General features: G+C 49.9%; 29 protein-coding genes and 1 pseudogene. 14 read left to right on the top strand and 16 right to left on the bottom strand.

Annotation, left to right across the window (positions count from 1 at the left end):
• The first annotated feature begins 35 nt into the window (after window positions 1-35).
• The 6 genes from U8U68_RS17160 (at window position 36) to U8U68_RS17135 (ending at window position 8,174) form a co-directional block, all read left to right on the top strand.
• Entirely contained in the window at window positions 36-710 is a 675-nt protein-coding gene (locus U8U68_RS17160; protein ID WP_135990372.1) for a hypothetical protein, read from the top strand.
• A 66-nt stretch (window positions 711-776) separates the two neighbouring features.
• Window positions 777-2,861 carry a DNA topoisomerase 3 gene (locus U8U68_RS17155; RefSeq protein WP_322202981.1) on the top strand — a complete coding sequence of 695 codons (2,085 nt, stop codon included), beginning with the start codon at window positions 777-779 and terminating at the stop codon, window positions 2,859-2,861.
• Window positions 2,862-3,073: 212 nt separating this feature from the next.
• Window positions 3,074-6,646 (top strand): YodL domain-containing protein, encoded by a 3,573-nt coding sequence (locus U8U68_RS17150; RefSeq protein WP_322202979.1) that lies wholly within the window; start codon window positions 3,074-3,076, stop codon window positions 6,644-6,646.
• 3 nt (window positions 6,647-6,649) lie between these two features.
• Entirely contained in the window at window positions 6,650-7,603 is a 954-nt protein-coding gene (locus U8U68_RS17145; protein ID WP_322202977.1) for a hypothetical protein, read from the top strand.
• A gap of 2 nt (window positions 7,604-7,605) precedes the next feature.
• Window positions 7,606-7,812, top strand: coding sequence for a transposon-transfer assisting family protein (locus U8U68_RS17140; RefSeq protein WP_257333956.1), 207 nt, complete (start codon window positions 7,606-7,608; stop codon window positions 7,810-7,812).
• Window positions 7,809-8,174 (top strand): cysteine-rich VLP domain-containing protein, encoded by a 366-nt coding sequence (locus U8U68_RS17135; RefSeq protein WP_120438416.1) that lies wholly within the window; start codon window positions 7,809-7,811, stop codon window positions 8,172-8,174. The genes U8U68_RS17140 and U8U68_RS17135 overlap by 4 nt, the downstream gene beginning before the upstream one ends.
• A gap of 177 nt (window positions 8,175-8,351) precedes the next feature.
• On the opposite strand, the gene U8U68_RS17130 is transcribed toward U8U68_RS17135, so the two are convergent.
• The 4 genes from U8U68_RS17130 to U8U68_RS17115 all read right to left on the bottom strand — a co-directional run bounded on the left by U8U68_RS17130 (window position 8,352) and on the right by U8U68_RS17115 (window position 10,926).
• Window positions 8,352-8,603 (bottom strand): helix-turn-helix domain-containing protein, encoded by a 252-nt coding sequence (locus U8U68_RS17130; RefSeq protein ID WP_002585088.1) that lies wholly within the window; start codon window positions 8,601-8,603, stop codon window positions 8,352-8,354.
• 63 nt (window positions 8,604-8,666) lie between these two features.
• Window positions 8,667-10,013: a relaxase/mobilization nuclease domain-containing protein gene (locus tag U8U68_RS17125; protein WP_322202972.1), complete on the bottom strand. Its 1,347-nt coding sequence runs from the start codon at window positions 10,011-10,013 to the stop codon at window positions 8,667-8,669.
• Window positions 9,974-10,303, bottom strand: a complete 330-nt coding sequence (locus tag U8U68_RS17120; RefSeq protein WP_004081247.1) for a plasmid mobilization protein — start codon at window positions 10,301-10,303, stop codon at window positions 9,974-9,976. The genes U8U68_RS17125 and U8U68_RS17120 overlap by 40 nt, the downstream gene beginning before the upstream one ends.
• 269 nt (window positions 10,304-10,572) lie before the next feature.
• Window positions 10,573-10,926 carry a helix-turn-helix transcriptional regulator gene (locus U8U68_RS17115; protein ID WP_008978029.1) on the bottom strand — a complete coding sequence of 118 codons (354 nt, stop codon included), beginning with the start codon at window positions 10,924-10,926 and terminating at the stop codon, window positions 10,573-10,575.
• A 189-nt stretch (window positions 10,927-11,115) separates the two neighbouring features.
• On the opposite strand from U8U68_RS17115, the gene U8U68_RS17110 reads away from it, so the two are divergent.
• The 8 genes from U8U68_RS17110 to U8U68_RS17075 all read left to right on the top strand — a co-directional run bounded on the left by U8U68_RS17110 (window position 11,116) and on the right by U8U68_RS17075 (window position 17,462).
• Window positions 11,116-11,763, top strand: coding sequence for a TetR/AcrR family transcriptional regulator (locus tag U8U68_RS17110; RefSeq protein ID WP_120428509.1), 648 nt, complete (start codon window positions 11,116-11,118; stop codon window positions 11,761-11,763).
• Window positions 11,764-11,871: 108 nt separating this feature from the next.
• Entirely contained in the window at window positions 11,872-12,111 is a 240-nt protein-coding gene (locus U8U68_RS17105) for a hypothetical protein (RefSeq protein WP_120428510.1), read from the top strand.
• Window positions 12,112-12,125: 14 nt separating this feature from the next.
• Complete coding sequence (locus U8U68_RS17100; RefSeq protein ID WP_322202965.1) at window positions 12,126-13,811, top strand: ABC transporter ATP-binding protein; 1,686 nt, start codon at window positions 12,126-12,128, stop codon at window positions 13,809-13,811.
• Window positions 13,812-14,045: 234 nt separating this feature from the next.
• On the top strand, window positions 14,046-14,231 hold the full coding sequence (locus U8U68_RS17095) for a hypothetical protein (RefSeq protein WP_009243795.1): 186 nt from the start codon (window positions 14,046-14,048) through the stop codon (window positions 14,229-14,231).
• 101 nt (window positions 14,232-14,332) lie between these two features.
• Window positions 14,333-14,773 carry an RNA polymerase sigma factor gene (locus U8U68_RS17090; protein WP_002569188.1) on the top strand — a complete coding sequence of 147 codons (441 nt, stop codon included), beginning with the start codon at window positions 14,333-14,335 and terminating at the stop codon, window positions 14,771-14,773.
• On the top strand, window positions 14,754-15,014 hold the full coding sequence (locus tag U8U68_RS17085; protein WP_002590583.1) for a helix-turn-helix domain-containing protein: 261 nt from the start codon (window positions 14,754-14,756) through the stop codon (window positions 15,012-15,014). The genes U8U68_RS17090 and U8U68_RS17085 overlap by 20 nt, the downstream gene beginning before the upstream one ends.
• Before the next feature lie 443 nt (window positions 15,015-15,457).
• Window positions 15,458-15,685 (top strand): TnpW family protein, encoded by a 228-nt coding sequence (locus tag U8U68_RS17080; RefSeq protein ID WP_022741221.1) that lies wholly within the window; start codon window positions 15,458-15,460, stop codon window positions 15,683-15,685.
• A 100-nt stretch (window positions 15,686-15,785) separates the two neighbouring features.
• Entirely contained in the window at window positions 15,786-17,462 is a 1,677-nt protein-coding gene (locus U8U68_RS17075) for a DUF4368 domain-containing protein (protein WP_160228697.1), read from the top strand.
• A 48-nt stretch (window positions 17,463-17,510) separates the two neighbouring features.
• Here the strand turns inward: U8U68_RS17075 and U8U68_RS17070 are convergent, their stop codons facing one another.
• The 12 genes and pseudogenes from U8U68_RS17070 to U8U68_RS22805 all read right to left on the bottom strand — a co-directional run.
• Window positions 17,511-17,762: a recombinase TnpX gene (locus U8U68_RS17070; RefSeq protein WP_322202950.1), complete on the bottom strand. Its 252-nt coding sequence runs from the start codon at window positions 17,760-17,762 to the stop codon at window positions 17,511-17,513.
• The gene (locus tag U8U68_RS17065; protein ID WP_322202948.1) at window positions 17,762-19,393 is read right to left on the bottom strand and encodes a recombinase family protein; all 1,632 of its coding nucleotides are present in this window, start codon (window positions 19,391-19,393) and stop codon (window positions 17,762-17,764) included. Before U8U68_RS17065 ends, U8U68_RS17070 begins: the two co-directional genes overlap by 1 nt.
• Before the next feature lie 127 nt (window positions 19,394-19,520).
• Window positions 19,521-19,778, bottom strand: a complete 258-nt coding sequence (locus U8U68_RS17060) for a DUF6870 family protein (protein ID WP_322202946.1) — start codon at window positions 19,776-19,778, stop codon at window positions 19,521-19,523.
• Between the two features lie 63 nt (window positions 19,779-19,841).
• Window positions 19,842-20,633: a DUF6551 family protein gene (locus U8U68_RS17055; RefSeq protein WP_322202944.1), complete on the bottom strand. Its 792-nt coding sequence runs from the start codon at window positions 20,631-20,633 to the stop codon at window positions 19,842-19,844.
• Window positions 20,596-21,537 carry a ParB N-terminal domain-containing protein gene (locus U8U68_RS17050; RefSeq protein ID WP_322202942.1) on the bottom strand — a complete coding sequence of 314 codons (942 nt, stop codon included), beginning with the start codon at window positions 21,535-21,537 and terminating at the stop codon, window positions 20,596-20,598. The genes U8U68_RS17055 and U8U68_RS17050 overlap by 38 nt, the downstream gene beginning before the upstream one ends.
• On the bottom strand, window positions 21,534-21,926 hold the full coding sequence (locus U8U68_RS17045) for a type II toxin-antitoxin system PemK/MazF family toxin (RefSeq protein ID WP_322202940.1): 393 nt from the start codon (window positions 21,924-21,926) through the stop codon (window positions 21,534-21,536). Before U8U68_RS17045 ends, U8U68_RS17050 begins: the two co-directional genes overlap by 4 nt.
• A gap of 471 nt (window positions 21,927-22,397) precedes the next feature.
• Window positions 22,398-22,682 carry a helix-turn-helix domain-containing protein gene (locus U8U68_RS17040; protein WP_322202938.1) on the bottom strand — a complete coding sequence of 95 codons (285 nt, stop codon included), beginning with the start codon at window positions 22,680-22,682 and terminating at the stop codon, window positions 22,398-22,400.
• A 222-nt stretch (window positions 22,683-22,904) separates the two neighbouring features.
• Window positions 22,905-23,174, bottom strand: coding sequence for a hypothetical protein (locus U8U68_RS17035; protein WP_322202936.1), 270 nt, complete (start codon window positions 23,172-23,174; stop codon window positions 22,905-22,907).
• A complete protein-coding gene (locus U8U68_RS17030; protein ID WP_322202934.1) occupies window positions 23,171-23,890 on the bottom strand; it encodes an ImmA/IrrE family metallo-endopeptidase in 720 nt (239 codons plus the stop codon). Before U8U68_RS17030 ends, U8U68_RS17035 begins: the two co-directional genes overlap by 4 nt.
• Before the next feature lie 122 nt (window positions 23,891-24,012).
• On the bottom strand, window positions 24,013-24,618 hold the full coding sequence (locus U8U68_RS17025; RefSeq protein WP_322202932.1) for a LexA family protein: 606 nt from the start codon (window positions 24,616-24,618) through the stop codon (window positions 24,013-24,015).
• 139 nt (window positions 24,619-24,757) lie between these two features.
• Window positions 24,758-25,030, bottom strand: a complete 273-nt coding sequence (locus tag U8U68_RS22810) for a WYL domain-containing protein (protein WP_496196386.1) — start codon at window positions 25,028-25,030, stop codon at window positions 24,758-24,760.
• Window positions 25,031-25,171: 141 nt separating this feature from the next.
• Window positions 25,172-25,258 (bottom strand): annotated as a pseudogene (locus U8U68_RS22805) (hypothetical protein); the annotation flags it as partial.
• Between the last annotated feature and the right edge of the window lie 881 nt (window positions 25,259-26,139).

Genomic DNA, 26,139 nt, shown 5'->3' with positions numbered 1-26,139 from the left:
TAGAATGTTTACCATATAGCAAAGGAGATGATGAAATGGGAAATAAATTAACAGACGCTTTAATTGCAACAGGAAAGGGAGCTGTATCATTATTCCCCGGAGGTGGTTTTTTAGCCGAATATATAAGTTTGGCACAAGGATATATTGCTGACAAGCGAATGAATGAGTGGAAGTTAAAAGTTGAGGAAGTATTAGAAAAAATACCACGTTCAATAGATGAATTAGCACAAGATGAGGCTTTCTATTCTTGTATTCAAGTTGCTACTATGGGAGCAATGAGAGCATATCAGAAAGAAAAGCAAGAACTTTTTGCTAATGCACTTTATTCTTCTGCAAATAACATAGACATATCAACGGATAAAAAACTTTTTTACTTGTCATTGCTTGACAGCTACACATTAAGCCATATCATGTTACTAAAATACTTTTCACAAAATAATTACAATGAGAATGACAATGTTATTAGGAGAGGTATGGTAACAACTCGTGTAATTGGCGGAACAGAACACCCTATAAAGGGAATTGTTGAGAAAATGCCCTGTTTTGCAGATGATACTATATTTGTAAAGCATATTACAGGACAACTTTGTTCAGACAGTTTAATAAGCATAATAGATTTTGACACACCCGTTTCAAAAGAACGTGCAAGAGCAAAAAGAACTACAAAATATGGAGATGAATTTTTAGTATTTATTCAAGACTATCAATAGACAATCCATTTAAAGAGTAGCCGAAAATGGCTACTCTTTTATTTTACCCCAAAGGAGGATTTTTATTTGATTTTAATTATCGCAGAAAAGCCGAGCGTGGCGCAGACTATCGCCGCCGCGCTTGGCGTTAAGGAAAAGAAAGACGGATATATCGAGGGCGGCGGCTACCTCATTTCATGGTGCGTCGGGCATTTGGTACAACTTGCGGAAGCTGCCGCCTACGGGGAGCAATATAAAAAATGGAGTTTTGAGAGCTTACCCATTCTGCCGGAGGAATGGCAGTACACCGTTGACCCGGACAAGGGGAAGCAATTCAAAACCCTAAAAGAGCTTATGCACCGCGCCGACGTTTCCGAAGTGGTAAATGCGTGTGACGCGGGGCGCGAGGGAGAATTGATTTTCCGCTTTGTCTACGAAGCGGCGGGCTGCAAGAAGCCCATGTGCCGCTTGTGGATTTCCTCAATGGAGGACGGGGCAATCAAGGCGGGCTTTGCTTCCCTCAAAGACGGGCGGGACTATGACGCGCTCTTTGCGTCTGCCCTCTGCCGCGCAAAGGCTGACTGGCTTATCGGCATTAACGCCACCCGGCTTTTCTCCTGCCTGTATGGAAAGACTTTGAACGTGGGGCGCGTCCAGACCCCGACCTTAAAAATGCTTACCGACCGGGACGCGGCTATCTCCCATTTCCAGAAAGAAAAATATTATCATGTGCGCCTTGATTTATCCGGCGCGGAAGCGGCAAGCGAAAGGATTTCAGACAAGGCAGAAGCCGCCGCGCTGAAAGGGGCTTGCGAAACACAAACGGCGGTATGCGTTTCCCTCACCAGAGAGAAGAAAACCGCAGCCCCGCCGAAGCTCTTTGACCTTACCTCTTTGCAGCGGGAAGCGAACCGCATTTTCGGCTACACCGCGAAGCAGACCCTTGACCTTGCACAAGCCCTTTATGAAAAAAGACTGCTTACCTATCCGAGGACGGACAGCAGCTTTCTTACTGACGACATGGGCGGCACCGCAGCGGACATTATCGCGCTGCTCTGCGAAAAGCTCCCCTTTATGGCGGGCGCGGACTTCACGCCGGAGGTTGCAAAGGTATTAGACAGTAAAAAAGTATCAGACCACCACGCAATCATTCCCACTATGGAGCTTGCAAAGGCTGACCCGGACGCGCTGCCGGAAAGCGAGAAGAATATCCTTACCCTTGCGGGGGCGCGTCTGCTTTTTGCCACCGCCGAGCCGCATATCTTTGAAGCGGTTACGGCGGTTTTCTCATGCGCCGGGACAGACTTCACCGCAAGGGGAAAGACCGTACTTGCGGAGGGTTGGAAAGAGCTTCAACGCAGATACCGGGCGACGCTGAAAGATAAGCCCGAAGCGGAGGACGGGGAAAATGCAGACGTGACGCTGCCGGAGCTTTCCGAGGGACAGGGCTTTCCTAACCCCGCCGCAAAAGTAACGGAGCATACCACAACGCCGCCGAAGCCCCACAGCGAAGCAAGCCTTTTGTCGGCTATGGAACGCGCCGGGAACGGGGACACCGACCCGGACGCGGAACGCCGGGGGCTTGGCACTCCCGCCACCCGCGCCGCCGTCATTGAAAAACTGGTAAAGGGCGGCTTTGCGGAGCGCAAGGGGAAGCAGCTTATCCCTACCAAAAACGGGAACAGCCTTATCTGTATTCTGCCGGATATGCTCACTTCCCCACAGCTTACCGCAGAATGGGAAAACAATCTGACGCAGATAGCAAAGGGAGCCGCAGACCCCGGCGAATTTCTGTCCGGCATTGAAGCTATGGCGCGGGAGCTTGTGCAGACACACGCTGCAGCACTGGACGGGAAAAAGGATTTGTTCCGGGAGGAAAAGCCCTCTGTCGGCAAATGTCCCCGGTGCGGTTCCCCTGTCTATGAGGGGAAGAAAAACTATTATTGCAGCAATAAGGAATGTATCTTTACCATGTGGAAGAATGACCGCTTTTTCGAGGAACGCAAGACCGCCTTTACCCCGAAGATTGCCGCCGCGCTCCTTAAATCCGGCAAGGCGAATGTGAAGAAGCTCTACTCCCCGAAAACAGGCAAGACCTACGACGGAACTATCGTTTTAGCCGATACTGGCGGGAAATACGTCAACTACCGTATCGAAGTGCAGAAGAACTAAAAACTTGAATAGCAAGCATAGGAAGCGGGTACCCACTTCCGTAAATCCCTGTCCTGCCGCTGACGCGCCGGACGGGGATTTTGCTTGTTGGGAAGTTTCCCAAACCCTCTAAAAAAATGAAAAAATTGTTGGCATAACGCACAGCCCACCGTAGTACGGGGCGAACCCCAAAAGCGCGGCGGTGCGCCGCCATTTCAGAAAGGAGCGAATGAATGGAAAAGAAAAAAGGTTACTCCATGTTTGAGCGTGACAAGTTAGACCCGGCTGACAGTATGCGGATAGAGCGAAATATTTATTTTGAGGAACAGACCGCTGACCTTTCCGGGCTTACCGCCCTGCCCTTAGAACAGTTACAGGCATTGCGGGAAGAATACGCGGCGGCTGAACAGGCAGCTTTTGAAGCCTTGCAAGAACAGGCGGCGGCATGGGACGAACAGGCGGGAAAGACCCTTGCCATTGACAAAGCCATTGAGTATGTGAGGACACCCGAAGCTACGCATACCGCGAACCAGTGGGAAGCTACGGACTACGGGAAGCACATCAGCAACCGCGTCTACCAAATGCGCTACCACATATCCGAGAATACCCGGTATGACAGGGAAAAAGAGAAATCCATTCCCTATTCGTGGACGCTTTCATGGAGTATTTACACCAACAGCCCCCACAATTACGGACAGGCAAAAATCGCCGGACAGGAAAGGAAAGTCTTTGCAGACAAGGCAGCTATGGAAAAATATCTGAATGGGCGTATCAAAGCCTATCAGCATTTATTCACCGAGGTATCGCCGCCTATCCCGCCAGAGTATGCAGAGCATTTCAAAGTAAACGGGCAGCTTTTACCGGGCTATGCTATCGAGGGCGAGGAACGGGCGCAGCCTACCGCTGAAAAAGCAGCCCCCACCACAGCAGAGCCGCCACAGGACACCGAACAGAGAAAGGAGCGTGAAACCATAAACGAGCAGTTTTCAATTCTTATCGACAGCCGCAGCCGCTTTGAAACAGGCAAACCGGGCGGCGTGTGGCTTCCCATGCCGACCACAACAGAGCAGCTTCATGCGGCTATGGAAAGCGTCGGCATTACCGCAGACAATCCGCAGGATTTTTTCATCAACGGGTATTCTTCTACGGAGGACTGCCCCTTTGACTTGCCGCTTTCCGTTATCCAAAGCGCAAGCATGGACGAGCTGAATTATTTTGGAAAACTTCTGGAAATGCAGAGTGACGGGGACAAGGATAAATTTGCGGCGGCGGTTACACATGGCGAGTATGCCGGAAGCATGAAAGACCTTATCAACCTTGCACAAAACCTTGACTGTTACTGGCTCTATCCCACTGTCCGCAGCGAAGAAGATTACGGTTATTATCTTATCGACGAACTGGACGAGCTGGAGCTTCCCGAAGAAGCAAAGAAATATTTCAAGTATGAAGAATACGGGCGGGACGCAGTTAGCAAGGATAAGGGGCAGTTTACCGAACAGGGCTATATCTATAACAATCAGAACACCTTTACCGAATGGTATCGGGGAACGGAAAACGAGATACCCAAAGAATACCGTGTTATGAGCTTCCCACAGCCGGAACGCGGCGGACAGGACAAGACCTTTATGGACGCAGCCGCCACAGAGCAGACCGCCCGAACCGCCGCAGAGCAGCCACAGGAGCCGCACCCGGTTATCCCTATCGTGCTGACAGCCGGGAAGCCCGCCGAGAAATTAAAAGAGATTACCGACCGTCTGGAACAGGGCATTACGGAACTCTTTGACAGCGAGCGTTACAAGGAATATCTGAAAGTCATGTCAAAATTCCATAATTACAGCTTCCGAAACACCGTCCTTATCGCCATGCAGAAGCCGGACGCTTCCCTTTTGGCGGGCTTTTCCGCTTGGAAGAACAACTTTGAGCGAAATGTGATGAGAGGGGAAAAGGGAATTAAAATCATTGCCCCGTCGCCCTATAAAATCAAACAGGAAATGCAGAAAATTGACCCGCACACACAGAAGCCCATAATCGGCAAGGACGGAAAGCCCGTCACCGAGGAAAAGGAAATCACCATACCCGCCTACAAGGTGGTATCAGTCTTTGACGTTTCCCAGACCGAGGGAAAGGAGCTGCCGGATATTGCCGTTGACGAGCTGACGGGCGACGTTGACCGCTACAAGGATTTTTTCGCAGCCCTTGAAAAGACTTCCCCCGTTCCTATCGCCTTTGAGAATATCGAGGGCGGCTCTCATGGCTACTACCACTTGGAGGACAAGCGCATTGCTATCAACGAGGGCATGAGCGAATTGCAGACCTTAAAGACCGCCATTCACGAAATCGCCCATGCGAAGCTGCACGACATTGACCTCAACGCGCCAAAGGACGAGCAGCCCCGCGTTGACCGCCGCACCCGCGAAGTCGAAGCGGAAAGCGTCGCCTATACCGTCTGCCAACATTACGGGCTTGACACGTCGGACTACTCTTTCGGCTACGTCGCCGGGTGGAGCAGCGGTCGGGAGCTTTCCGAGCTGAAAAGCTCCCTTGAAACGATACGCAGCGCAGCCGCCGAGATTATCAATTCCATAGATGGGAATTTAGCGGAGCTGCAAAAGGCACAGGACAAGGAGCAGACCGCCGGACAGGAGCAGCCCACCAGAGAGGAACAGGCAGCCCCGCCGGAGAAGCCGGAGCCGGAAGCAGCCGCACCGGGAAAATCCGGCGCACAGGAAAAAGCGGGCGCAGCCCCGAAAGAAGCCTTTACCCCGGAAACGATTTACAGAGTGCGCCGGAACCCTTACAGCGACAGCCGGGAAAACAGCTACCTCTTGCAAGCCTATGTGACACAGGAGAACGGGCGGGCGAAAATGGGCGACGTGCTTTATACGGGAACGCCGGAGAAATGCCGCAAGCTTATGGGGCAGCTCAAAAGCGGCGAGCTGACCGAGGGCGACGTAAAGCAGCTTTACGCAAAGGCACAGGAAACGGCGCAGACCGCCGGACAGGACAAAGACACCTTTTCCATTTACCAGATAAAAGGCGGGGACGAAACAAGGGATTTCCGCTTTGAGCCTTACGACCGCCTGCAGGCGGCGGGGAATGTGGTTGACAGGGCGAACTATGAGCTTGTCTATTCCGCGCCCCTTGCGCCGGAAACTTCCCTTGAAGATATTTATACCCGCTTCAATATCGACCACCCCAAAGATTTTAGGGGACACAGCCTTTCCGTTTCGGACGTGGTAGTGCTTCATCAGGACGGACAGGACGCGGCGCATTTCGTTGACAGCGTAGGCTTCCGGCAAGTGCCGGAGTTTTTACAGGAGCAGAAACAGCTTACCCCGGACGACTTGGAAACGGGCGAAACTGTCAAAACACCGAGAGGGACTTTCCATGTAACCGCCATGAGCCGGGAGCAGATAGAAGCCGCCGGATATGGCTTTCACCACCAGTCGGACGACGGAAAGTATCTGATTATGGGGAATGGGACGCGGGCGTTTGCCGTTGCCGCAGAACAGGCGCAGCGGGACAATCCCTTGAAAACCGCCGAGCAGACCACAGAGCAGAACGGGAACATGATTGACGGTATCATCAACAACACCCCCACCGTTGACGAACTGGAAGCAAAGGTAAAGGCGGGCGAGCAGATTTCCCTTGTTGACCTGGCTAACGCTGTCAAAGCCGACAAGGAGCGCGGCAAAGGGGCGAAGCCGGAAAAGAAGCCCTCTATCCGGGCGCAGCTTAGAGCCGACAAGGAAAAGGCGCAGAAGAAAAACGCAAAGCAGAAGTCACAGGACTTGGAAAGGAGCTGACCCATGCCGGAACAGAGTAAATTTGAAAACGTGGATTTGTTCGCTTCCCTTGAAGCGATTATGAAGCAGAACACAGGCTTTTACCAGAGCGACTTAGACATTGACAAAGAGATTATCGCAAAGGCGGCGGCAAGCCCCAACAGGGAGGACAAGACCCTTTTGTGGTTCTGCCGCCCGTCCGGGACGCACTGTTTCCGGGAGCGCGACGTTTTCCTCAAAGACACCGCGCCCCACAACACATGGCGTTTCTACATGGAGCAGACAAGCGACCGCGTCCTTGCCTATGCAATCGAGCTGACGGGAAAGGAGCGCGGGAAAATTAAGGGCAATCTGTACGAACTGGACTACGCTAAACATTATGAGCGCGTCAAGGAAAAGGAGCTGCCCGCCGATACGGTGAAGCTGATTTATGAGCGAGGGGAAAGGGAGATACCCGCCGGACGGTTCTTCAACGGCAACCCAGACCCGCAGCTTGGGAAGTTTGAACGCTTTGAAGCCGTACCCAACGACCCGGACGCGCTGCAAGCTCTTTTACAGGAAGAACGGCGCAGCCGGGAGCAGCTTTCGCCGGGGGACTTCAAGGCGCATATCGCAGCCTTGCGGGACGGGCTGATTGAAACGGAAGCGCGGCGCATTGTGCGGGAAATGAAGCGGCATTACGAGCCGAACAGCCCGAACAAGACCCATTTCATGGCAGAGCTTTCCCCGGCGTTCATGCGGCTTGCAGCCACAAAGGACACTGACCGCCTTTTCTCCATGCTGCCCTACAAGACCCTTTCCTTTTCCAAAATCGAGGGCAGACATGGGACGTATGCGCTGATTGACAAGGGGGAGAACCGGGACAGGGAGATAAGGAAGCCCCGCCCCTCTATCCGGGCGCAGCTTAAAGCGGACAAGGCAAAGACCGCCCCGAAAAAGGCGGCGGCGAAAACAAAAAATCACGATTTGGAGGTGTGAACATGACAAAACTGACCGTAGAGGAAACAAACCTTTTGAGCATTTACAAGACCGGGAGCCGACAGGGGCTTATCGTCGCCATGAACGCCGCGCTGCCCTTTATGGACGGGGAAATGCGGGACTTTGCAGCCCGTACCCTTGCCAAAGTGGAGCGCATGGGCGAAGCGGAGTTTGCGGTGCTTCCCATTTACGCCGCTGATGAAGTATGAACGGGGTTAAGCGGCTGACGCCGCCCCAGAGCCGGAAAGTCAACGCCCTTGTGCGCCGGACGTGCTGCAACTATGATAACGGGAACTGTATCTTACTGGACGACGGGGACGAGTGCGTTTGTCCGCAGCTCATTTCCTATTCGCTTCTCTGCAAGTGGTTCCGGGCTGCGGTGCTTCCCGCCGACAGGCTACTCTATGCGGAGCTTTACCAGACAGGGGACAAGAAGAAGTGTACCGAGTGCGGCGCGTTCTTTGCGTCAACCTCTAACAGTGTCAAATACTGCCCCGTCTGCCGGAAGCGTATCACCCGCAGACAAGCCGCCGAGCGCATGAGGAAAAGACGCGCCCCTGTTACGCAGTAGGTGCGGAAAATCCCTTGATTTACAGGGCTTTCCGGGCGTGAAAATCGGATAGGCGATACTTTATACCTTTACCCCCGAAAATGGCGTTCTACTGCGTAACATTCACGAAAGCAGCACCCATAAAAAGACAGGGCGCGGAAGTCATATACTGGCTTCCGCGCCCTGTTCTTTTTTTGCCTATCTGACATTTCCCTTTTCCATTTCTTCAAGCGGGAACTGCGGGAGGGCTTCTATCAGCTTCTTTGTGATGGACTGGCGCATATCTTCGTTGATTTCCTGTTTCGTGCTTCCGTCCGGCTGTCTGACCGCTACCGTCGATAGCCTGTCGATTTCGTCCTTGTAGCACTCCACGACTTTCTCCACCGCCCATTTTTCCCCGGCGACGGCGGCGCGTATGGTTTCATATTCCGGCATTTTCTGGTTTTCCATGCTCAACGCTCCTCTGCATTTTGATAGCCCTATCATAGCACAGCGGCGGGGATTTTGCTATCCTTATCCGCGCTCTGTTCCCTTTTCCCGTTCCGGCTGCCTGTCTGCCTGTAAAATGCTGTCAATGTTCTGCTTGATAATGTCATATTCCCGGACTTTCTTTTTCAGCTTCCCATAGTCGGCGTAAAGGGCTTCTTTCTGCGCTTGGAGGGCTTCATACTCCGATTGCAGCGCGGCAAGGTTCGGGAGCTTTGCAATGCCCGCCGCTTTCAGCGACCTTGCGGCGGCTTCATGTAGGATAATCGCCTGTTCCTGTCCGGCGCGGTATTTCTCCCTGTTCCTTGCCTTGCGGTATGCGTCATAGACGGGCTTTGTCTTTTGGTAGGTGGAAACATTCTTGATAAGCACCGCCATGTCCGCAAGCCGCTTTTCCGCGTTCTTCAATGCGTCTGCCGCCTGTCCGCTTTCCGCTGCCATTTCTGCAATCCGGCTGACTAAATCCGCGTACTGTTCAATCTTATGTTCCGTCAAGAAATTCATGGTCTTTGCCGCCTGTTTCAGATTGTGGATTTTCGCCCATTGTTCATAGCCCTTACTCTGCGCCGCCTTGATACTGTTCTCAATGTCGATAAGCAGCGAAACGCCGCGCTGTTCTCTGGGGGCTTTCGCCGCCTTTGCCCGTCTGCCCGCTATCCGTTCCCTTATGGCTTCCTCTGTATAGTCCGCGCCGAGGGTTTTTAGGCGGGTGAAGCGTTCCTGTCCAGGGGCGCGGCATGATACATATTTCCCCGGCTTTATCTCATAGCCCGCCGCCTGTAACCGCCGCAACAATTCCTCAAAACTGGAAACTTGAGGGATAAGCGCGTCAACGGCAATCTTTAGCTTGCCTTTCCAACTTGTACCCGTCTTTTCTGCTTGGTATTCCGCATAGCTCTTTCCCTTGCTGCCCTTGCCGGGGACGACGACGGACAAGCCATTTTCCCGGCACAGCTTGTCGCTCATGTTCCGTATGCCGTAATAGCTCCTTTTGTTGGAATTGTACTTGTGGTGGTCTACAAAATTCACCGCGCAAAAAATGATGTGGTTATGGACGTGTCCTTTGTCAATGTGCGTCGTCACAACATACTCATGCTGCCCCTTTGTTACCGCGTCGGCAAGCTGCTTTCCGATTTCATGGGCTTTCTGATAATCAACTTCCCCCGGCTCAAAGGACTGTATCAGATGAAAGGCTAAATTGTTCCCCTTTTGGAGTGCTTGGGACAATGTATATTCAAACTCAATATCTGCCGTTTCATAGGAGCAGCCGAAAGAGGACACAAGCATTTTTCCGTCCGTCTTGTCCGGGTTTTCGATATAGTCAAGGGCTTTGCTTAGAGTGCTTTTAATAGGCTTAATCTTTGTAACCGCCATATCTCCGCAAGCACCCCCTTTATTTCCTCTATATCCTCTTGGTATGCGTTTCCTGTCGCGTTTACGCGGCGTGCTATCTGGTTGACGTTGACACCGATTTTCTGTATCTCTGCGGTCATTGCCTTAATGTCGCTGTGGTCTATCTGAATGATATACCCGTCAATGGCAATCTTCCGCAGATATGCCGCCATGTTCCGGGTGGGTACGAGCTTCATTTTTTCCAGTATTAAATCCCGTTCCGCTTCCGTCACTCTGAATTTGATTTGCACCGTCCTTTTGCGTCCGTCCATGTGTTCGCTCCTTTCCTTTCCGTTCCGAGGGTTTGGGACACTTCCCAACAAGCCATTTTCAACCGACGCGCCGCAGCGCGGGAGGGGGAAAATACGGAAGTGGGTACCCGCTTCCTATGCTTGCTACGAATGTTTTTATCCTTTATGCCCTTATCCCCTACTACGGAGAAAAAGCTATTTTGCCAAACTTACGCAAAAGAAAAACGCTGCAATCCTCAAAAAAGATTACAACGCTTTCTAAATCCTGTTCAGTTTTAAGCCGGACATTCCTATTCGCCCTCTTTTTCGACTTCGGAAATCTCTTTTGCCGTTGCGGTCACAATCCGTATGCCTGTATCGCTCATACCGTCAAGGAGCGCGTCAAGCTGCCGCCGCTGCGTGTTCTTCTCCGGCGGCGTTTCCAAAAGGAACTGGTCTACGGATATATTGTAGCGGAGCATAAGCTCAAAGAAAATCTGTAAACTTGGGTGCTGCCCCTTGTTCTCAATGTTCGCAAGGTAGCGCGGCGAGATAAACATTTCGTCGCTTACTTTCTTGCGGCTCTCCTTGCGCCCTGTCCGCGCCGCCTTTATCGCTGCCCCAAAAGCCTTGAAGTCGTATTTCGGTACTGGTCTTTTTGCCATAGTTATTCACCCTATTACATTTTACTGTTCACCTTTTCCTTTGAATATGTCTACACTGTTCTATTAGTTAGCCAAAATAAATCATATTTTTCCGCCTTGCAATTAAATACCGGCTGAATGTATCTTGACAAGCAGACACAAAAAGAATATAATACATACCAAACGAATGAAATGAAAGGTGGTAGATACATGGCGCGTAATAAATATCCAGAAATAACCGTTGAGAAGATATTAGAAGTGTCACAGCGGTTATTCATGGAAAAGGGGTACGACAATACAACTATTCAAGATATTGTAAATGAACTTGGCGGATTGACGAAAGGAGCAATTTATCATCATTTCAAATCAAAAGAGGAAATTATCGACGCATTAGGGGGAAAACTCTTTTTTGACAACAATCCATTTGTTACCGTACAAAATCAGAAGAACCTAAATGGTTTAGAAAAAATGCGTGAAGTCATTAAGTTAAACCACGCAGATAATGATAGAACTGAACTTGGAAAACAGAGTATACCTCTTTTGAAAAATCCCCGCTTGTTGGCTGAACTGGCTGATACAAACAGGAAATTGATTGCCCCTCTTTGGTTGCAGCTTATTCAAGAGGGAATAGCGGACGGCTCTATCCAAACCGGGTATGCAAAAGAACTATCTGAACTTTTGCCATTACTTACAAATTTTTGGTTAATTCCCTCTGTCTATCCTGCAACCCCGGAAGAACTACTTTCAAAGTTTGCATTTATCAAATATTTGTTAGATAGTATGAACTTGCCGATTATTGATGATGAAATTTTCGGTATGGCACAAAATTACTTTGAACACTTAAACGTAGGCGAATAGATAAAATTGCCTTGCAAAAGGCAGTTTTATTTTCAAACCTTACATTCATTCGTAAGGTATTATTTTTAAGCGCATACATACCGTCTTAATGTATGAAAGGAGAATACTATGTCAAAATTAGACCAAAAAATCGAAAATGCTGCAAACAAAATTGAAGTTGTCGCAAATGAAGCATGGAAAAAGCGGTCATTCCGCATTGTATCTAAGTCTATATCTGCTACGGCAGAAATCGGACTGATGATAGGGGCTGCACATTTATCCGAAAAAGGCTATAAATCAGCCGCCACCTGCCTGTTTGGTTTAGGGGCAGTAGGGCTTGTCTGCGATTTACTTTTTAACAGAAAATAGGAGGACACCGCTATATGATACGATACTTAAAACAATACAAATTCTTGCTTTTCCTTACCGCATTATTTACTGCAATCAGTTCTCTATCTTATGTATTTATTGCTATCTTATTGCAACAAGTTATGGATATTGTAGATATGGGCGATATGGACGGCTTTATCAGAATACTACTCTTTTCTTTAGCCTACTTTGCACTTATGGGAGTATTCATGTACTTACAATCTTTGTTTAGCAAAAAATTTGTCTGTAAAATTATGAAAGCTGTCCGTTCTAAAACCTTTATAGGAATTGAACGGCACACGATTGAGGACTACTCTAAAAATAATACTGCTGATTATTTATCCGCAATTACGAATGATGTAAAAATGATTGAAGATAACTATTTGCTTCCCCTGTTACAAGTTATCCAGTATACGATTATTTTTATAGCTTCCCTTGCTGTAATGATTTACTTTGACATTATCGTTACAGTCTGCGTGATTATCGCAATCGCTATCATGCTTGTTGTACCCAGTCTATTCGGAGGACTACTCTCCAAACGACAGGATAAATATTCTGATATGCTATCCGATTTTACAAACCATGTAAAAGACCTGTTATCCGGTTTTGAGGTTATCAAGTCTTATCGAATGAAAAAATATGTCCTCTCACGATTTGAAATAAGTAACGAGGACACTATAAAAGCAAAATATTCTGTTGACAAGGCGATTGCGGCAAATGAAGCGGTTTCTATGGTGCTTGCGCTTCTTGTTCAAGTGGTTGTTGTTTTTCTTTCTGCATACTTCATTATCATTGATCGTATCAGTGCAGGAGCCTTGTTAGGCATGGTACAGGTAAGCAGTAACCTTGCAAATCCATTATTGATTATTTTTAGCAATATTCCCAAAATCAAGAGTATAAAACCAATTATACAGAAGCTAAATAACCTTTCAGATTACAAGGAACAGAACACAAATACAAAAAAATCACCCTCTTTCAAAAAAATGATTTATGTAGATGATTTGCATTTTTCCTATGATAAGGAAAACGAAGTCTTAAACGGTATTTCACTATCCATTGATAAAGGGAAAAAATATGCTTTTGTCGGCAAGAGTGGGTGTGGAAAGTCTACATTTATTAAGCTGATTGCCGGATATTACTCTGATTTCAAAGGTGATGTACTATATGACGCAGACAGTCTTTCCGTTTTGGATATTGATAAAATAACTGCGCTATCGTCGGTCATTCATCAGAATGTTTATATGTTTGATGAGAGCATTTTTGACAATATTTGCCTACACGAAGATTTCAGTAAAGAAGAATTGCAATCCGTATTGTCTGATAGTGGTTTATCACAGTTTATTGAGCAAGTACCAAACGGACTTAAATATCACGTTGGAGAAAATGGAGATAACCTTTCCGGCGGACAGAAACAAAGAATTGCCGTAGCAAGAGCTTTAATTCGTAAGAAGCCACTGTTGATTTTAGACGAGGGTACGTCTGCTATTGATATGCAAACTGCATATGATATTGAAAGTAGGCTATTGGCAATATCTGATTTAACGCTACTTACTGTCACTCATAATATGAGTAGCGATATTCTTACACTCTATGACGAAATTGTATTTATGGCAGACGGAAAAATAATTGAACATGGCACATTTGAAGAACTTATTACTAAACACGCTGCATTTTATGACTTCTACCAACTAAAGAAGTAGGTATCTTTAGAGGAAAGTTTTTTTGAACTGTACACAATCCTTAAATAATATTATCTGCTCCCTTAACGGGGAAAGAAAAAAACCGTTAGAGGAGCAGATGTTTTTGTATGCCTTTTTACGCAATATCTAATCTATCGGCGGTTTTGAAATATCAAATCCGCCGTTTCTTTTTTATCTTCTCAAGGAATGACGCGGTATCACTGTTGAAATCGGCGGCTAAAGGAGGTAGCCGCCATGAAGCAAAAAGCATATCGACAAAATCCGACAGTTATTGACTTATCAAAAAAAGCCCGCCCACCACCGGGGGAAACTACGCTTATATATATGAACTGTCTAATCATCTGGATACTGCTTACAATGCCTATGCGCCCGTCCGGGCTTTTCGGACGGGCGCATTTTGTACGTTCAAAAAATTTTTGAAGAAATTTCAAAAAATCTTCGGCGTTTTTGAAAAACGCCGTATTGCCCCGCGAAAAGGGGGGAAGCACCACCAACTTTCCAACGAGAAAGGAGGTGAGAATGTGGAACCTAATAGCAGGGAGTTTTACAAACAGTGTGCTTTTCAGAAGTTTTGTAATACGGTATTGCACAATGAAGCTTGCGACACCCATAGAGAACTTCGCAGACACAAGGCAAAGGAAGTGACCTTTTCCGACATGACCTTAGACGAAGCGCGGCAGCTTCATACGTTTGATGAATATTTCAAACGTGAAGCCGCCGAAACAGTCTTTGAGAAAGCCGGGAAGAAGATCACGCCAAAGCTGCTTCTTGAAGCAATCCGTACTTTGCCGGAAGAAAAGCGCAAAGCCATATTGCTGTATTACTTCGAGGGAATGAACGATACCGAGATTGCGGAGCTGTTCAACACGTCGAGAAGCACGATACAGTACAGGCGGACAAGCTCTTTTGAGAAATTAAGAAAATATCTGGAGGAAAATGCTGATGAATGGGACGAATGGTAACGAACCCGGCTACCCGGAAAAAGCCCTTGTTCCCTATCCTGTCATTTTGGCAGCGACAAAGGGCGACCCGGACGCTATGAAGATTGTCTTGCAGCATTTCAGCGGCTACATAGCCCGCCTCTCCATGCGGAAGCTGTACGACGAGCGTGGGAACGTCTATTTTGGCGTAGACCACGACATTCGGGAACGGCTGCAAGCAAAACTGATGATGGCTGTCCTCACCTTTAAGGCAGAGGAATAACCGCAACGGCGGCGGGACGCTTTCTCTCTCCCCCTTTTCCGTTCCGCTGCTGACGCGGACAGCACAGCCATTTTGAACCTTGAAAAAGAAAGCGGCGCAATGATAACGAGAGTTGCAGCATAGCTGCAACTCTTGCGCAGAACATAGGGCAAATCGGATACGTTCCTTTTGCGCCGAGCCATACGGCGGGTGCGCCATGACGCTATCCGGGTGAGGTTATCCCCGCCCGGACAGCCGAGCGACCAACACCGCGCCGGAAAGCAAGTGTAGCGGCTTGCGGGCGACGACACGCAGAATATACAATGATACTTCCTTACAGCCACAGTCCGAGCGTTAAGAGCGTCGCAGGCAATGGGTAGGGCTGCATGAGAACCATGCGGGGGTGCAATTCCCATGAGGTTATGCTAATGACCGTCCGATTAAAGCCTTTGTTTTCTTGAATAGTGGACTTGCTGCTATTCATAGACTGTATTATATGTTTGCGAAAGAAAGGGGGATTTTCTTTGACGCAAAACCAAACGCCCGTTACCACAACGGAGCATAAAATCGGAAAAGTTACTTACCTTGTATGTTCGTCCGCAAGTGAACACGCGACGGACACACTGGATAAAAAGATAAAGAAGCTCATTCGCAAAGACATGGAGCTGAACCCCGCAAACGCCCGAAAATAGGGCGTTTCTTCACATTTTATACATGACACAGGCAGCGGTATGTGGTATAATATAGACAGTACAAATACCATGCTTGTCTGTCGTCGGAAAGGAGGACAAAATGTTACAGACAGACAAGATTACCGCTTTATATTGCAGATTGAGCCAGGAAGATATGCAAGCCGGGGAAAGCGAAAGCATACAGAACCAAAAGCTGATTTTACAAAAGTATGCTGACGAACACCACTTTTTCAACACGCGCTTTTTCGTAGACGACGGATTTTCCGGCGTGAGCTTTGAGCGTGAGGGGCTTCAAGCCATGCTGCATGAAGTTGAAGCCGGGAACGTGGCGACCGTCATAACAAAAGACCTTTCTCGTCTGGGACGTAATTATCTGAAAACCGGGGAGCTGATAGAGATTGTCTTTCCCGAATATGAAGTGCGCTACATTGCCATTAACGACGGTGTAGACACCGCAAGGGAAGATAACGAGTTTACCCCTCTGCGGAACTGGTTCAACGAGTTTTACGCCCGCGACACTTCAAAGAAAATCCGGGCTGTCAAACAGGCAAAGGCGCAGAAAGGCGAGCGCGTCAACGGCGAAGCCCCTTACGGCTACCTTATCGACCCAGATAACCGCAATCATCTGATACCCGACCCGGAAACGGCGCACGTCGTAAAACAGATTTTTGCAATGTATGTACGGGGCGACCGTATGTGTGAAATCCAGAACTGGCTGCGGGACAATGAGATATTGACCGTCGGGGAACTGCGCTACCGCAGGACAGGAAGCAAACGCCACCCCCGCCCACAGCTCAACGCATGGTACAACTGGCCCGACAAGACGCTGTACGACATTCTGACAAGGAAAGAGTATTTAGGGCATACCATAACCGGGAAAACCTACAAGGTATCTTATAAGTCGAAAAAGACGAAAAAGAACCCGGAGGAAAAAAGGTATTTCTTCCCCAACACTCACGAACCTTTGATTGATGAAGAAACCTTTGAACTTGCACAGAAGCGGATTGCCACCCGGCACCGCCCGACAAAGGTTGATGAAATCGACCTGTTTTCCGGGCTGCTCTTTTGCGGGGACTGCGGCTACAAAATGTATGCAGTACGCGGAGCCGGGACGCTTGAACGGAAACACGCCTATACTTGCGGCAACTACCGCAACCGGGCAAGAAATGATATGCTCTGCACTACGCATTATATCCGCAAAAGCGTATTGAAAGAACTTGTCCTTGCAGACTTGCAGCGCGTAACGTCTTATGTGAAAGAGCACGAACAGGAGTTTATCGAAACCGCCAACGAGTGCAGCGCAAAGGCAGTACAAAAGACGCTGACGCAGCAGCGGAAAGAGCTTGACAAGGCACAGAACCGGATTAGCGAGCTGAATATCTTATTCCGCAAGCTCTACGAGGACAACGCTTTAGGGAAACTTTCAGATGAACAGTTTGCTTTTCTGACTTCCGGCTATGATGAAGAAAAAAAGACGTTGACCCGGAGGATTGCGGAACTGACACAGGAAATCGACAACGCTACCGAGCGCAGCGCAGACGTGAAAAGGTTTGTCGCACTGGTACGCAGATACACCACCATTACCGAACTGACCTACGAAAACGTCCATGAATTTATTGACCGTATTCTTATCCACGAACTGGATAAGGAAACGAACACCCGCAAAATCGAAATCTTTTATAGCTTTGTCGGCAGAGTTGATACAGGCGACAAGCCTACCGAAAGTATCTCCTATTTCAGACAGATAGGAGCCGACGTAAAGAGTTATGCTATCTAACATACATCAAAAAGAGGTAAGATAACACCCTCTGCAAAAAAGGTTACGTTATCTTACCTCAACAAAGTTCGTCCCGGTGCGTCCGTTGTCGCAGTAGAGACCGCAGAACTGCATATCTGGTTGGGCGGCGATGTAGCTTTCGATCAGCTCCTTTTGGGCCTCGATGGTGTCGGCCCCTGGCTTGCCGCTGTCCTCAACAGATAACCGGGCATAGCCGCCCACCTTGTATATTCGCTGCTGTGGAGCGGCCTGCTCTGCCGCCGGAGCCAGTGGGTTGACCTTGCGTTTCGTCCTTGCCATCAGACAGCCCTCCTCTCGGGGAGTGCCTGACGGACCAGATCACTTTGCGCCTGGAACTCATCCTGCCAGCGGTATACCAGCTCCACCCGGCGGTCGCGATAGATCATCACCCGCTCGATCAGCGACACCACCAGGCGGCGCTCAAGGCAAGAAATTTTTTGGTGCTTGCGGAACTGCTCTATCCAGCTGTGGTTGGGCAGCTCCATCTCCCGGCCCATCTCTTGCCGGAGGCGGTCGATCTGCACCTCGGCCTCGTCCCGCTGGCGCAGGTAGGTGGCTTTTAATTCCTGATATTCTTTTTCCTCAATGATGCCGTCATTCAGGCTCTCATACAGCGAGCGGAGCAGGGTGTGGCAGCGGTCGAGCTCCTTTTGCTTCATGTCCAGGCGGGCTTGGAGCTTGCGCATATTTGCCTGCTGGAGCTTTGCCACGTCGGTCAGCTCCAACAGTGCGGACAGGTCGATGACCTCTCGGATGTGCTGCCGCAGGGATTCCAGCACTATTTTTTCCAGGGCCTCCGTGCGCAGGCTGTGGGAATGGCAGGTTTTCTCATTCTTATGGGCGGCGCAAACATAGTAGGCGTACCGTTTGCCGCCCGCCGACACGATTTTCCGCACCATCGCCCCGCCGCACTCGCCGCAGTACGCCATGCCGGAAAAGAGCTCCACTGGCTGTCCGGCCTTCGCCGTGCGGGTGTCCAGAGTCAGGATGCGTTGGGTTATCTCAAAGTCAAATGGGTCAATGATGGCCTCGTGACAGTTCTCCACCACAGCCCAATCTACGCGGGGCTTATGCACCAAACGCTTGACTTTATAGCTGGGAGTGGTGACCTTGCCCTGCTCCAAAACGCCGGTATAGACCGGGTTCTTGAGGATTCGCAGCACCATCCCGGCGCTCCACACCGAGCGTTCTTTCACGCGGAAAGCCGTGGTGTAGCGCATACCATGGGACAGCTTATAGTCCATGGGGGTAGGGATTCCGCTGACAGTTAGCCGGGAGGCAATATCAATGGCACTTACGCCCTCCAGTTTCCAGTCAAAGATGTCCCGCACCACATCGGCGGCAAATTCGTCAATCATCAGCTTGTGATGGTCAGCGGGGTCCTTTTTGTAGCCGAAAACGGCAAAGGAGCCGATGAAATCTCCGCGCTGGCGTTTGATTTCAAGCTGGCTCCGAATTTTGACTGACGTATCCCGGCAATATGCCTCATTGATAAGATTCTTGAAGGGGACAAGCAGCTCATCGGATTCCACATGGCTATTCATGCTGTCGAAATGGTCGTTGATAGCAATGAACCGAACACCGAGAAACGGAAACAGGTGCTCAATGTACTCCCCGGTTTCCAGATAGTTTCTGCCGAGCCGGGAGAGGTCCTTGACCACAATGCAGTTGTATTTTCCAGCCTTGGCCTCGGCAATCATCTCCTGAAAGGCCGGCCGCTGAAAATTCGAGCCTGTGAATCCGTCATCCACCTTCATGCCACATTCCCGCAGTTCCGGGTTGCGTGACAAATAGTCCCGGATCAAATCTTTCTGACCCGTGACGCTGTTGCTTTCTTCCTTGTCGCCGTCCTCTTTGGACAAGCGAACATAGCCGCAGGCGTTCCACACCTGGGCAGTCATTTCTTCCATGATACTCTCTCCTAACTGTTCAGTGTAAATCAAGAAAACACTTCACAGCCATCGGAGAGCGCTGATTTTGTCCTGGGGACAGCTTACCACAGACTTTCGATGACGTCAAGTGTTTTTTCAAAGGCGCTTAGCATTTGGAGCGCAGGTAGGAGAGCAGGCAGTCCTCCAAGGTTTTGTCAGTATTGGCAAAGCTGACCTTTACCACATATTTGCCGTGGCGGTAGCAGTAGGGATTGCCGATCTGCTCTATGTAGCTTTTCAGCCGCTCCGCTTTTGGCTGGTTGGTATCAATTGTCACATCTTCGATATCCCGCAGAGTGGCGGGGTTTACGGTGCGGATGTCGATGTTTTGCATATCTCCAAAATTGGCGTGAATAGATTCCATAAAACTCCCTCCTGTGATGAAATCTATGTAAGGGCGGTTTGTCTCTATTCGGAAAATTATTCCTCATAGCTTCAACGATAAAGCGTGCGTCCGGCTGCTGCCGTTGTAAATCTTCCAGACCTCAAAGACGTATTTCTGCGGCACAGGGAGCGCATCCCCGGCGGCATTCGCGCTGCGAGTGATGTGCATGGGGTCAAATTTGCGGCAGCGGCTGGCCAGGCGCTTGGGATCGTACTCGTCGTGGTACATACCCACAAAGCCGGTCACACCCTGGATGCTTTCTGTACGCAACGAGTCTTTGTGCCCCTTCCAGGCAGAAGCAATCACAGCCAGCGCTTCCGCGTAAATCTCTCCGCCAAGGCTCTGGAACTGCCTGTACGCGGCGGAGACACAGCCGATCCGGTTCTTTCCTCTGGTCTGGTTAAAGGAAAGCCGCAGGCCCGCGCTCTCGGTGGCCTTTACAAAAGCAGTGGCGGTCTCTTCCCCGGCGAACACCAGGGCCCGGATTTTCGCGCCAGGGTAAACCTTTGACGCAAAGCCGGTCTGCTGGGCGAACAGGAGCGCCTCTTCCTTTTCATTCAGGCCCGTGTAAACCTTACAGAGGATTGGCAGGTCCCCGCCGCCGTTCAGCAGCTTCCTCGCGGCCACGGTATGCTGGCCGTCGAACACGAAATACCCGCCGTCCCTCGCGCTTACTTTCGGCTCGTTGGCGACCCGCTCGTCAAAGTTCGCGGCGATCTGCCGGACACGGCCATTGTTCAGGCTCCGCTGGTACAGGTCGCGGGGGATCAGCAGCTCAGAGCTGTCGATGTACATCTCACGATATAATTTTTCTTGCGTCACGGTCCCATTCATATCGTTTCCCTCCTTCAATCTGTAAAATGTAGTTCTTCAAATCCTGTAAAGTGGCCGTCACCTGGTTCCGGTAGATTTCATCGGAGATAAGCTGGGGCCACTGGTCAAAGGTATCGTCAAAGTCCTGCAGGACCCTGGTGATCTTCCACTCAAACTGCTTTACCGCCTTTTGCGGCGTCATGCCGGGTTTCTCCTTCGCCATATCCTCTGAGATTTTCTTTATCAGGGCAGAGGATTCTTTATCGGCCTTTACCGTTCCGGGACAGAAAATTTTGTCCATAATGGACCTGCGTTCTTCCGGCTCCGCTTTGGCGATCATCTGCATTTCTCGCTGGGTCGGTTTGACTTTCCCGGAGAGGACCTCCTGACGGAAACCGGGGGACACCTCCTCGGCGGCGGTGGCCCCCTGGGAAAATTGCCCCGCTCTTTTCACATAGCTCTCGCTGGTGCCTGTTTCCGCAGCGATCCTTTTCCGCGTTTTTCCCGATTCGGGTGTGTGGTCATTTTGGCCACATACCAGCTTGATGTGTTGATTACCTTGAAAACCTTCGCTTGCACCGTGGGCCATCTTCTCGGCCTCATACCGGTCGCCGATGAGCATTTTCTTTTGGATCGAGGTCAGGTTTCTGCGGCCAAGCTGATTACGGCATATCCAGCTGAGGGCCTCATAGCGGTTCTCAAAGACCTTTTCGTGTACAGTAAAGGGAATATGGGGATTCTCCCGCACAATCTTGTATCGGTTATGGCCATCCACGATAATGCCATTCCACACAATGAGAGGCATGAGGACCGCACCCTCGGAAAGAATATTGTCCTCCAGCTGCCGGTATTCATCCTCCGTCAACGGAGGTATTTTGCTCTCGAACTCTGGGTCAATCTGTAATAGCTGGGATGTGCTTGTCACGGCGCTCCCACCTCCAAAGGCAGATTGTCCTCATCTCCCAGGTAAAAGCCCGCCCGCAGCGCGGCATCAATCATCTCCATCTGTCTATCGCTCAATCTCCCAGCCCGCTCTCTCAGGCGGCGCTTGTCAATGGGGTGAGAGGTTTCAAGCTGAAACATCACATTGCCGGGCAGACCGCCGATATCGCTCAGCTCCACATGGGTGGGCTGGGAGGACTCCCCAACGGCATAGCTTGCTTCCACGGCAACAACGGTTGGCGTATCGTAAAGCCCCTGGTCGGTCAGAAGGACAAGGACGGGCTGCATAGTTGCCAGTCTGCACCTGGACATGCCGCTCACATCGGTGTAGTAGATTTCGCCGCGATAAAACTCTTGGTATTTCTGTTCCATTGCGTACACTCCTTCGCGTTCATATCTGTGCAACGGCCCGTCGTACCGGCCGTTGAATATAGCCTGTTCGCGATTCCAATTTGCCCCTGGCCCCCCGGAATCGGGGAAATCATCAGGCGGCGGTTTGCGAATCCGCTCCATAAGCGCTTGGCTTCCCCGCCTTCTTTGTGGCCGGGCCGCGAGTTACGGAAGTATCATTATCCCCCTATGCTGTCATCGCCCGAGCGGGAGCAGCCTGCCCTTTGCAGGAGGATGTATCGCTCACCCTTTCGGGATCATGGCGCTCCAACCTGTTTGGCTCTGCATTTTTGTACATATGGGAATGTGCCTGATGAAATGCGTATTCTGTTCTCAAGGTTCCCATCAGAAAAGCTATATCTTCTGATAGGTAAATTCTAGCAGATATCCCGAGATTTTCAGACGTCCTTGTCGGGGTAGTTTTGCCGCATTTACTACCCCTCTTTCGGGGAGTTACTGTGTTAAGGCCATTTGTTTAAGCGTATCCGCAATCTTTAGAAGTTGAGACCGCATCTCAACATTCAGCAATTTGCCGGAAATAATATAGTCAAGGCTCACATGGAAAAAGGTCGAAATTTCCTCTAATGCTTCGATGGAACCACCGCGTTCCCCTGACTCGAGTTTTTGCAGGTAACGCAAGCTAATATGTAACTGTTCGGCCAGCCCCACCTGTGTCAGCCCTCTTTCCTTGCGAAGTCCCTGGATTCTCTTTCCTGTTTCAATAGCATCGTAATTCATGATTCTCCTTTCCCGAACACAGCATGGAAGGTCTTTTATCACCATACAAGGCAAAATCAGGCAAGCAAAAAGCGCCGTACACATCGGAACAGTTATGGAATAGTAAGCCCGTTACTATTACCACAACCGCTCCAACCTTGTACGGCGCTTGGCAGTCTCCACCAGCTTATACCGGTTTCTCTCCGCTTGCTCGATTAGAAGTTGTAGGGTTTATATTCTTAGTTATCTGTGCTGGCGATGGTAATGAAAACCATCGTACTTCTTTTGGCGTTTGGCTTGTCGGAAATACCCAAGATTGACAGGATATTCCTCTTTGCATTTCCTGCAATGGACCATCTTGTGGCCGGTAACATCTGAAAACACCCGTTCCACAAGAAAACCACAGTAGGGACAGCGGATATCCCGCAGGGAAAGTCCCTCTGTTTCCGAACGGGAGAGCCGGAGCTTGTGGACGGTTTCCGGGCTTACCTGGGTCTGACAGGCTGATTTCATAGTACCGCCACCTCACTTCCAAGCCCAATTTCATGGGCGATGTACTCAGAAATGTCATGTCGCTCCAAAAGGTCCAGCTCTTTCAGCCGGATGCAAAAAGCGGTGTAGGAAACTCCCATCACACCCGCCATTTTCTGGACCAGCAGTTTGTCCTCCAGGCGCAGAAGATTGTTTCCGTAAATGGCGATCCGCTCAGAGACATCAAACCTTTTCAGCACTTCATGTACCATGAATCTTGGCATAAGCAGCGCTGCCGCAAGCCTGTCCACTCTGTTCTCCCGGAAACTCAGCAGTTCCTTTAGCTCCTGGGAACTGTAAGCGCGCTCACTATCGTATTCCCGATGGAAGGACGCCATTGTGACCGTCCTGTCCATGATGTAGTGTCCGGCCTCATGGGCAACGGTGAATCTTTTGCGGCCCTCCTCGCCCCGTTTTTGCAGGCACTTTTCCAACACAACGGTCCCCTTCGGAAAGACCTCTCGAATTGGGCGGTGCCGGTCCATGATCCGGAGCGGCGTGATGCCGTCTGAGATAAAGCCGATCTTACTGAAATCATCCTCCGCGAAGCTGCGGTATTTCAGAGGAAGGCCCAGGTAGCCGGTGAGGAAACCCTCTATGTCTACCCGGAGCGGAATATCCCGCTGCTGTCCGAGATACTGGCGCATCAACCCTTCTGCCAGTTCCTCAATTTCCATGTCAGAAAAAAATGAACTCACAAGAAACACCTCCTGGGGGGCTGGCCCTGCTTGCACGCACAACCGGTCCCTGTGTATAATAATAACCGCACGAGCTGTTTTGTACGCTCTGCGAAATTCCTTCCGTCATAAATCTGCCTCCATCATAGCGCCTTGATGATGTGCCTGGCCACTCCCTGGACACGCAAGCTGCTTACATAAATATCCTTGTAATCTGTATTCTCCGGATGCAGATAGTAACACCTGTTCCGATCATCATAGCAAAGACGTTTCAACGTATTGAGCCGGTCATCCGTCAGGGCCACAACGATATCTCCCACATGGGCAACGTCTGTTTTTTCAATCACAACCAGATCGCCGGAGTTGATCTGAGCGTCTGTCATGGAATCGCCGGAGGCCCGCAGGACATAGAAATCACCGTTGCCGAACACGGAAACCGGAAGGGGAATGTATTCCTCCACCATAGCCTCCCGCTCGTCCGGTTCACCGCAGGGGATCGAACCTACCAGCGCCGCATGGTTGACCTCCGGCGTCAGCTTACGGATGTTCTCCGAAGAAATCTCTCCGTTCTCATAGGAGATCATGCCGCGCTTCGCCATTTCCACCAGGTAATAGTACACCGTAGACCTGCCAATGCCCATAGCCTCGGCTAGGACCTTATTGGATGGCGTTTTGCCATGTTCCTGGTAATAGCTTTCCGCAAAAGCCTTGATCTTCTTCATCAGTTCAGGATTCTTGCTTCGCATCATTATCCCCCCCTATCGTGAGCTTCTGCTCACGATAGGGCAATTATAGCATATGCTGGAAGGGAAGTCAATGGGGCAAAAAGTTAGTGCGGCGAAATCACCGCACTATCCGCGAATTTTTTTTATTTCCCCGTTTAGCGCGTCATGTCACCTGGTCGGAGCCTGGTGCGAGAGATGAACGCAGCATCTCTTGATATTGCTCCTTAACCGCAGCTGGTCCAACAATCTGGACCTCTCCGGCAAATTGGAATACCCACGCAAAAAACGTCTGGCTTACAGAAACCTGCGCCCTCACCGTAAAATGCCCGCTGTCCGCCGCCTCTGTGTCCGCATCTTCACCAAAGCGGTCCACGATGGAATCCATCACGCTGTTTTCGCAAAGCAGCTCCACGGTTTCCAGACTGCCCTCATACATACTGAAAACATTGACTGCATAATCAACCGGGTCGAAACCTTCCGGCTTTGGATGGGCTGGCTCATCCAGAACCTCCGGAACACCCATACGGTCCACGCGGAATGTTGTGATCTTTTCAAAGAACTCATAGTACCCCAGGACATAGTATTTATCCTCATTGTAGAGCATGGCGTAAGGGGAGAGGACAAATGGCTCCCCTCCGTGCCGGGGGACCCGCTCCCGATGCACGTCATATCGAAAATACTGGAACGCGATTTTCCGCTCCCATTGATGGCCCGAAAGATGGCGTCGATCACATAATAGACGTTTTCATTTTCCGGCTTGATTCTGCCGACTGTGTACAGGTGCCGGTTCAATTCCGATCCATGATCTGCGCTGGCCATAGAAATGATTTTTTTCACCAGTTCATCGCTCTTTCTCGCGGTGATGAACTTGGAAGCCTCCACTGCATCGACCAGTAGCTTCAGCTCCGGGAGTTGGAACTTGCGGTCAGCAAAATAGTAGCGGTTGGGACGGCCTTCCAGTATAATGATCTCTATCCCGCAGGCGTTTAATGTGTCCACATCGTCACGGATGGTTTCCCGGTCGATAACCGCCCCAAGTCTACTGAAATAGTCGATGATTTCAAAGGTCGAAATGGGATGGTCCTCATCTGTTTGCGTTTGAAAAAGCCGTATCAAGCGAACAATCCGCTCTTTGTTGGTCATATTGCGCTCCTTCCAGGCTGAAACCACCTTTTCCGTATCGATCAAAACAAGTAGTGCGAGTTTATCTAAATAATACCAGAAAAGGTTCCGGGGTGCAATACAGAGTGAACCCAAATAGGAACATGACTGCCATCCTTATATAGAAGCATTTATGCTATTTCTTATGCCGGATATCGTTATGACTTCATTAGTACAAACCATTTACCGCAATCTTCATATAGAAATGTTTCCTTTCCCTTGACCACCACGGCATAGCGGTTGGCTATCTCAAAGGTCGAAGTTGTCTTAGAACCTGTTTAGTATCTAGCCAACCATCCGGTCCAGTGATAAAATAGAGGGGATGAGGGGGGAAGACAGGTGAGGAAAAGCTATCCAAGTGACATCAGTCGGAAACAATTTGAA

The sequence above is a fragment of the Acutalibacter intestini genome, assembly GCF_034334985.1.
GTDB classification, from domain to species: Bacteria; Bacillota; Clostridia; order Oscillospirales; family Acutalibacteraceae; genus Acutalibacter; species Acutalibacter intestini.
This window is presented reverse-complemented; position numbering and strand designations above follow the sequence as displayed.

What these genes read in the sequence shown, in the direction of transcription:
- U8U68_RS17160 (WP_135990372.1), top strand. Translation starts at nt 36, where the DNA reads ATGGGAAATAAATTAACAGACGCTTTAATTGCAACAGGAAAGGGAGCT.
- U8U68_RS17150 (WP_322202979.1), top strand. Translation starts at nt 3,074, where the DNA reads ATGGAAAAGAAAAAAGGTTACTCCATGTTTGAGCGTGACAAGTTAGAC.
- U8U68_RS17145 (WP_322202977.1), top strand. Translation starts at nt 6,650, where the DNA reads ATGCCGGAACAGAGTAAATTTGAAAACGTGGATTTGTTCGCTTCCCTT.
- U8U68_RS17140 (WP_257333956.1), top strand. Translation starts at nt 7,606, where the DNA reads ATGACAAAACTGACCGTAGAGGAAACAAACCTTTTGAGCATTTACAAG.
- U8U68_RS17135 (WP_120438416.1), top strand. Translation starts at nt 7,809, where the DNA reads ATGAACGGGGTTAAGCGGCTGACGCCGCCCCAGAGCCGGAAAGTCAAC.
- U8U68_RS17130 (WP_002585088.1), bottom strand. Translation starts at nt 8,603, where the DNA reads ATGGAAAACCAGAAAATGCCGGAATATGAAACCATACGCGCCGCCGTC.
- U8U68_RS17125 (WP_322202972.1), bottom strand. Translation starts at nt 10,013, where the DNA reads ATGGCGGTTACAAAGATTAAGCCTATTAAAAGCACTCTAAGCAAAGCC.
- U8U68_RS17120 (WP_004081247.1), bottom strand. Translation starts at nt 10,303, where the DNA reads ATGGACGGACGCAAAAGGACGGTGCAAATCAAATTCAGAGTGACGGAA.
- U8U68_RS17115 (WP_008978029.1), bottom strand. Translation starts at nt 10,926, where the DNA reads ATGGCAAAAAGACCAGTACCGAAATACGACTTCAAGGCTTTTGGGGCA.
- U8U68_RS17110 (WP_120428509.1), top strand. Translation starts at nt 11,116, where the DNA reads ATGGCGCGTAATAAATATCCAGAAATAACCGTTGAGAAGATATTAGAA.
- U8U68_RS17105 (WP_120428510.1), top strand. Translation starts at nt 11,872, where the DNA reads ATGTCAAAATTAGACCAAAAAATCGAAAATGCTGCAAACAAAATTGAA.
- U8U68_RS17100 (WP_322202965.1), top strand. Translation starts at nt 12,126, where the DNA reads ATGATACGATACTTAAAACAATACAAATTCTTGCTTTTCCTTACCGCA.
- U8U68_RS17095 (WP_009243795.1), top strand. Translation starts at nt 14,046, where the DNA reads ATGAAGCAAAAAGCATATCGACAAAATCCGACAGTTATTGACTTATCA.
- U8U68_RS17085 (WP_002590583.1), top strand. Translation starts at nt 14,754, where the DNA reads ATGAATGGGACGAATGGTAACGAACCCGGCTACCCGGAAAAAGCCCTT.
- U8U68_RS17075 (WP_160228697.1), top strand. Translation starts at nt 15,786, where the DNA reads ATGTTACAGACAGACAAGATTACCGCTTTATATTGCAGATTGAGCCAG.
- U8U68_RS17070 (WP_322202950.1), bottom strand. Translation starts at nt 17,762, where the DNA reads ATGGCAAGGACGAAACGCAAGGTCAACCCACTGGCTCCGGCGGCAGAG.
- U8U68_RS17065 (WP_322202948.1), bottom strand. Translation starts at nt 19,393, where the DNA reads ATGGAAGAAATGACTGCCCAGGTGTGGAACGCCTGCGGCTATGTTCGC.
- U8U68_RS17060 (WP_322202946.1), bottom strand. Translation starts at nt 19,778, where the DNA reads ATGGAATCTATTCACGCCAATTTTGGAGATATGCAAAACATCGACATC.
- U8U68_RS17055 (WP_322202944.1), bottom strand. Translation starts at nt 20,633, where the DNA reads ATGAATGGGACCGTGACGCAAGAAAAATTATATCGTGAGATGTACATC.
- U8U68_RS17045 (WP_322202940.1), bottom strand. Translation starts at nt 21,926, where the DNA reads ATGGAACAGAAATACCAAGAGTTTTATCGCGGCGAAATCTACTACACC.
- U8U68_RS17040 (WP_322202938.1), bottom strand. Translation starts at nt 22,682, where the DNA reads ATGAATTACGATGCTATTGAAACAGGAAAGAGAATCCAGGGACTTCGC.
- U8U68_RS17035 (WP_322202936.1), bottom strand. Translation starts at nt 23,174, where the DNA reads ATGAAATCAGCCTGTCAGACCCAGGTAAGCCCGGAAACCGTCCACAAG.
- U8U68_RS17025 (WP_322202932.1), bottom strand. Translation starts at nt 24,618, where the DNA reads ATGATGCGAAGCAAGAATCCTGAACTGATGAAGAAGATCAAGGCTTTT.
- U8U68_RS22810 (WP_496196386.1), bottom strand. Translation starts at nt 25,030, where the DNA reads ATGTATGAGGGCAGTCTGGAAACCGTGGAGCTGCTTTGCGAAAACAGC.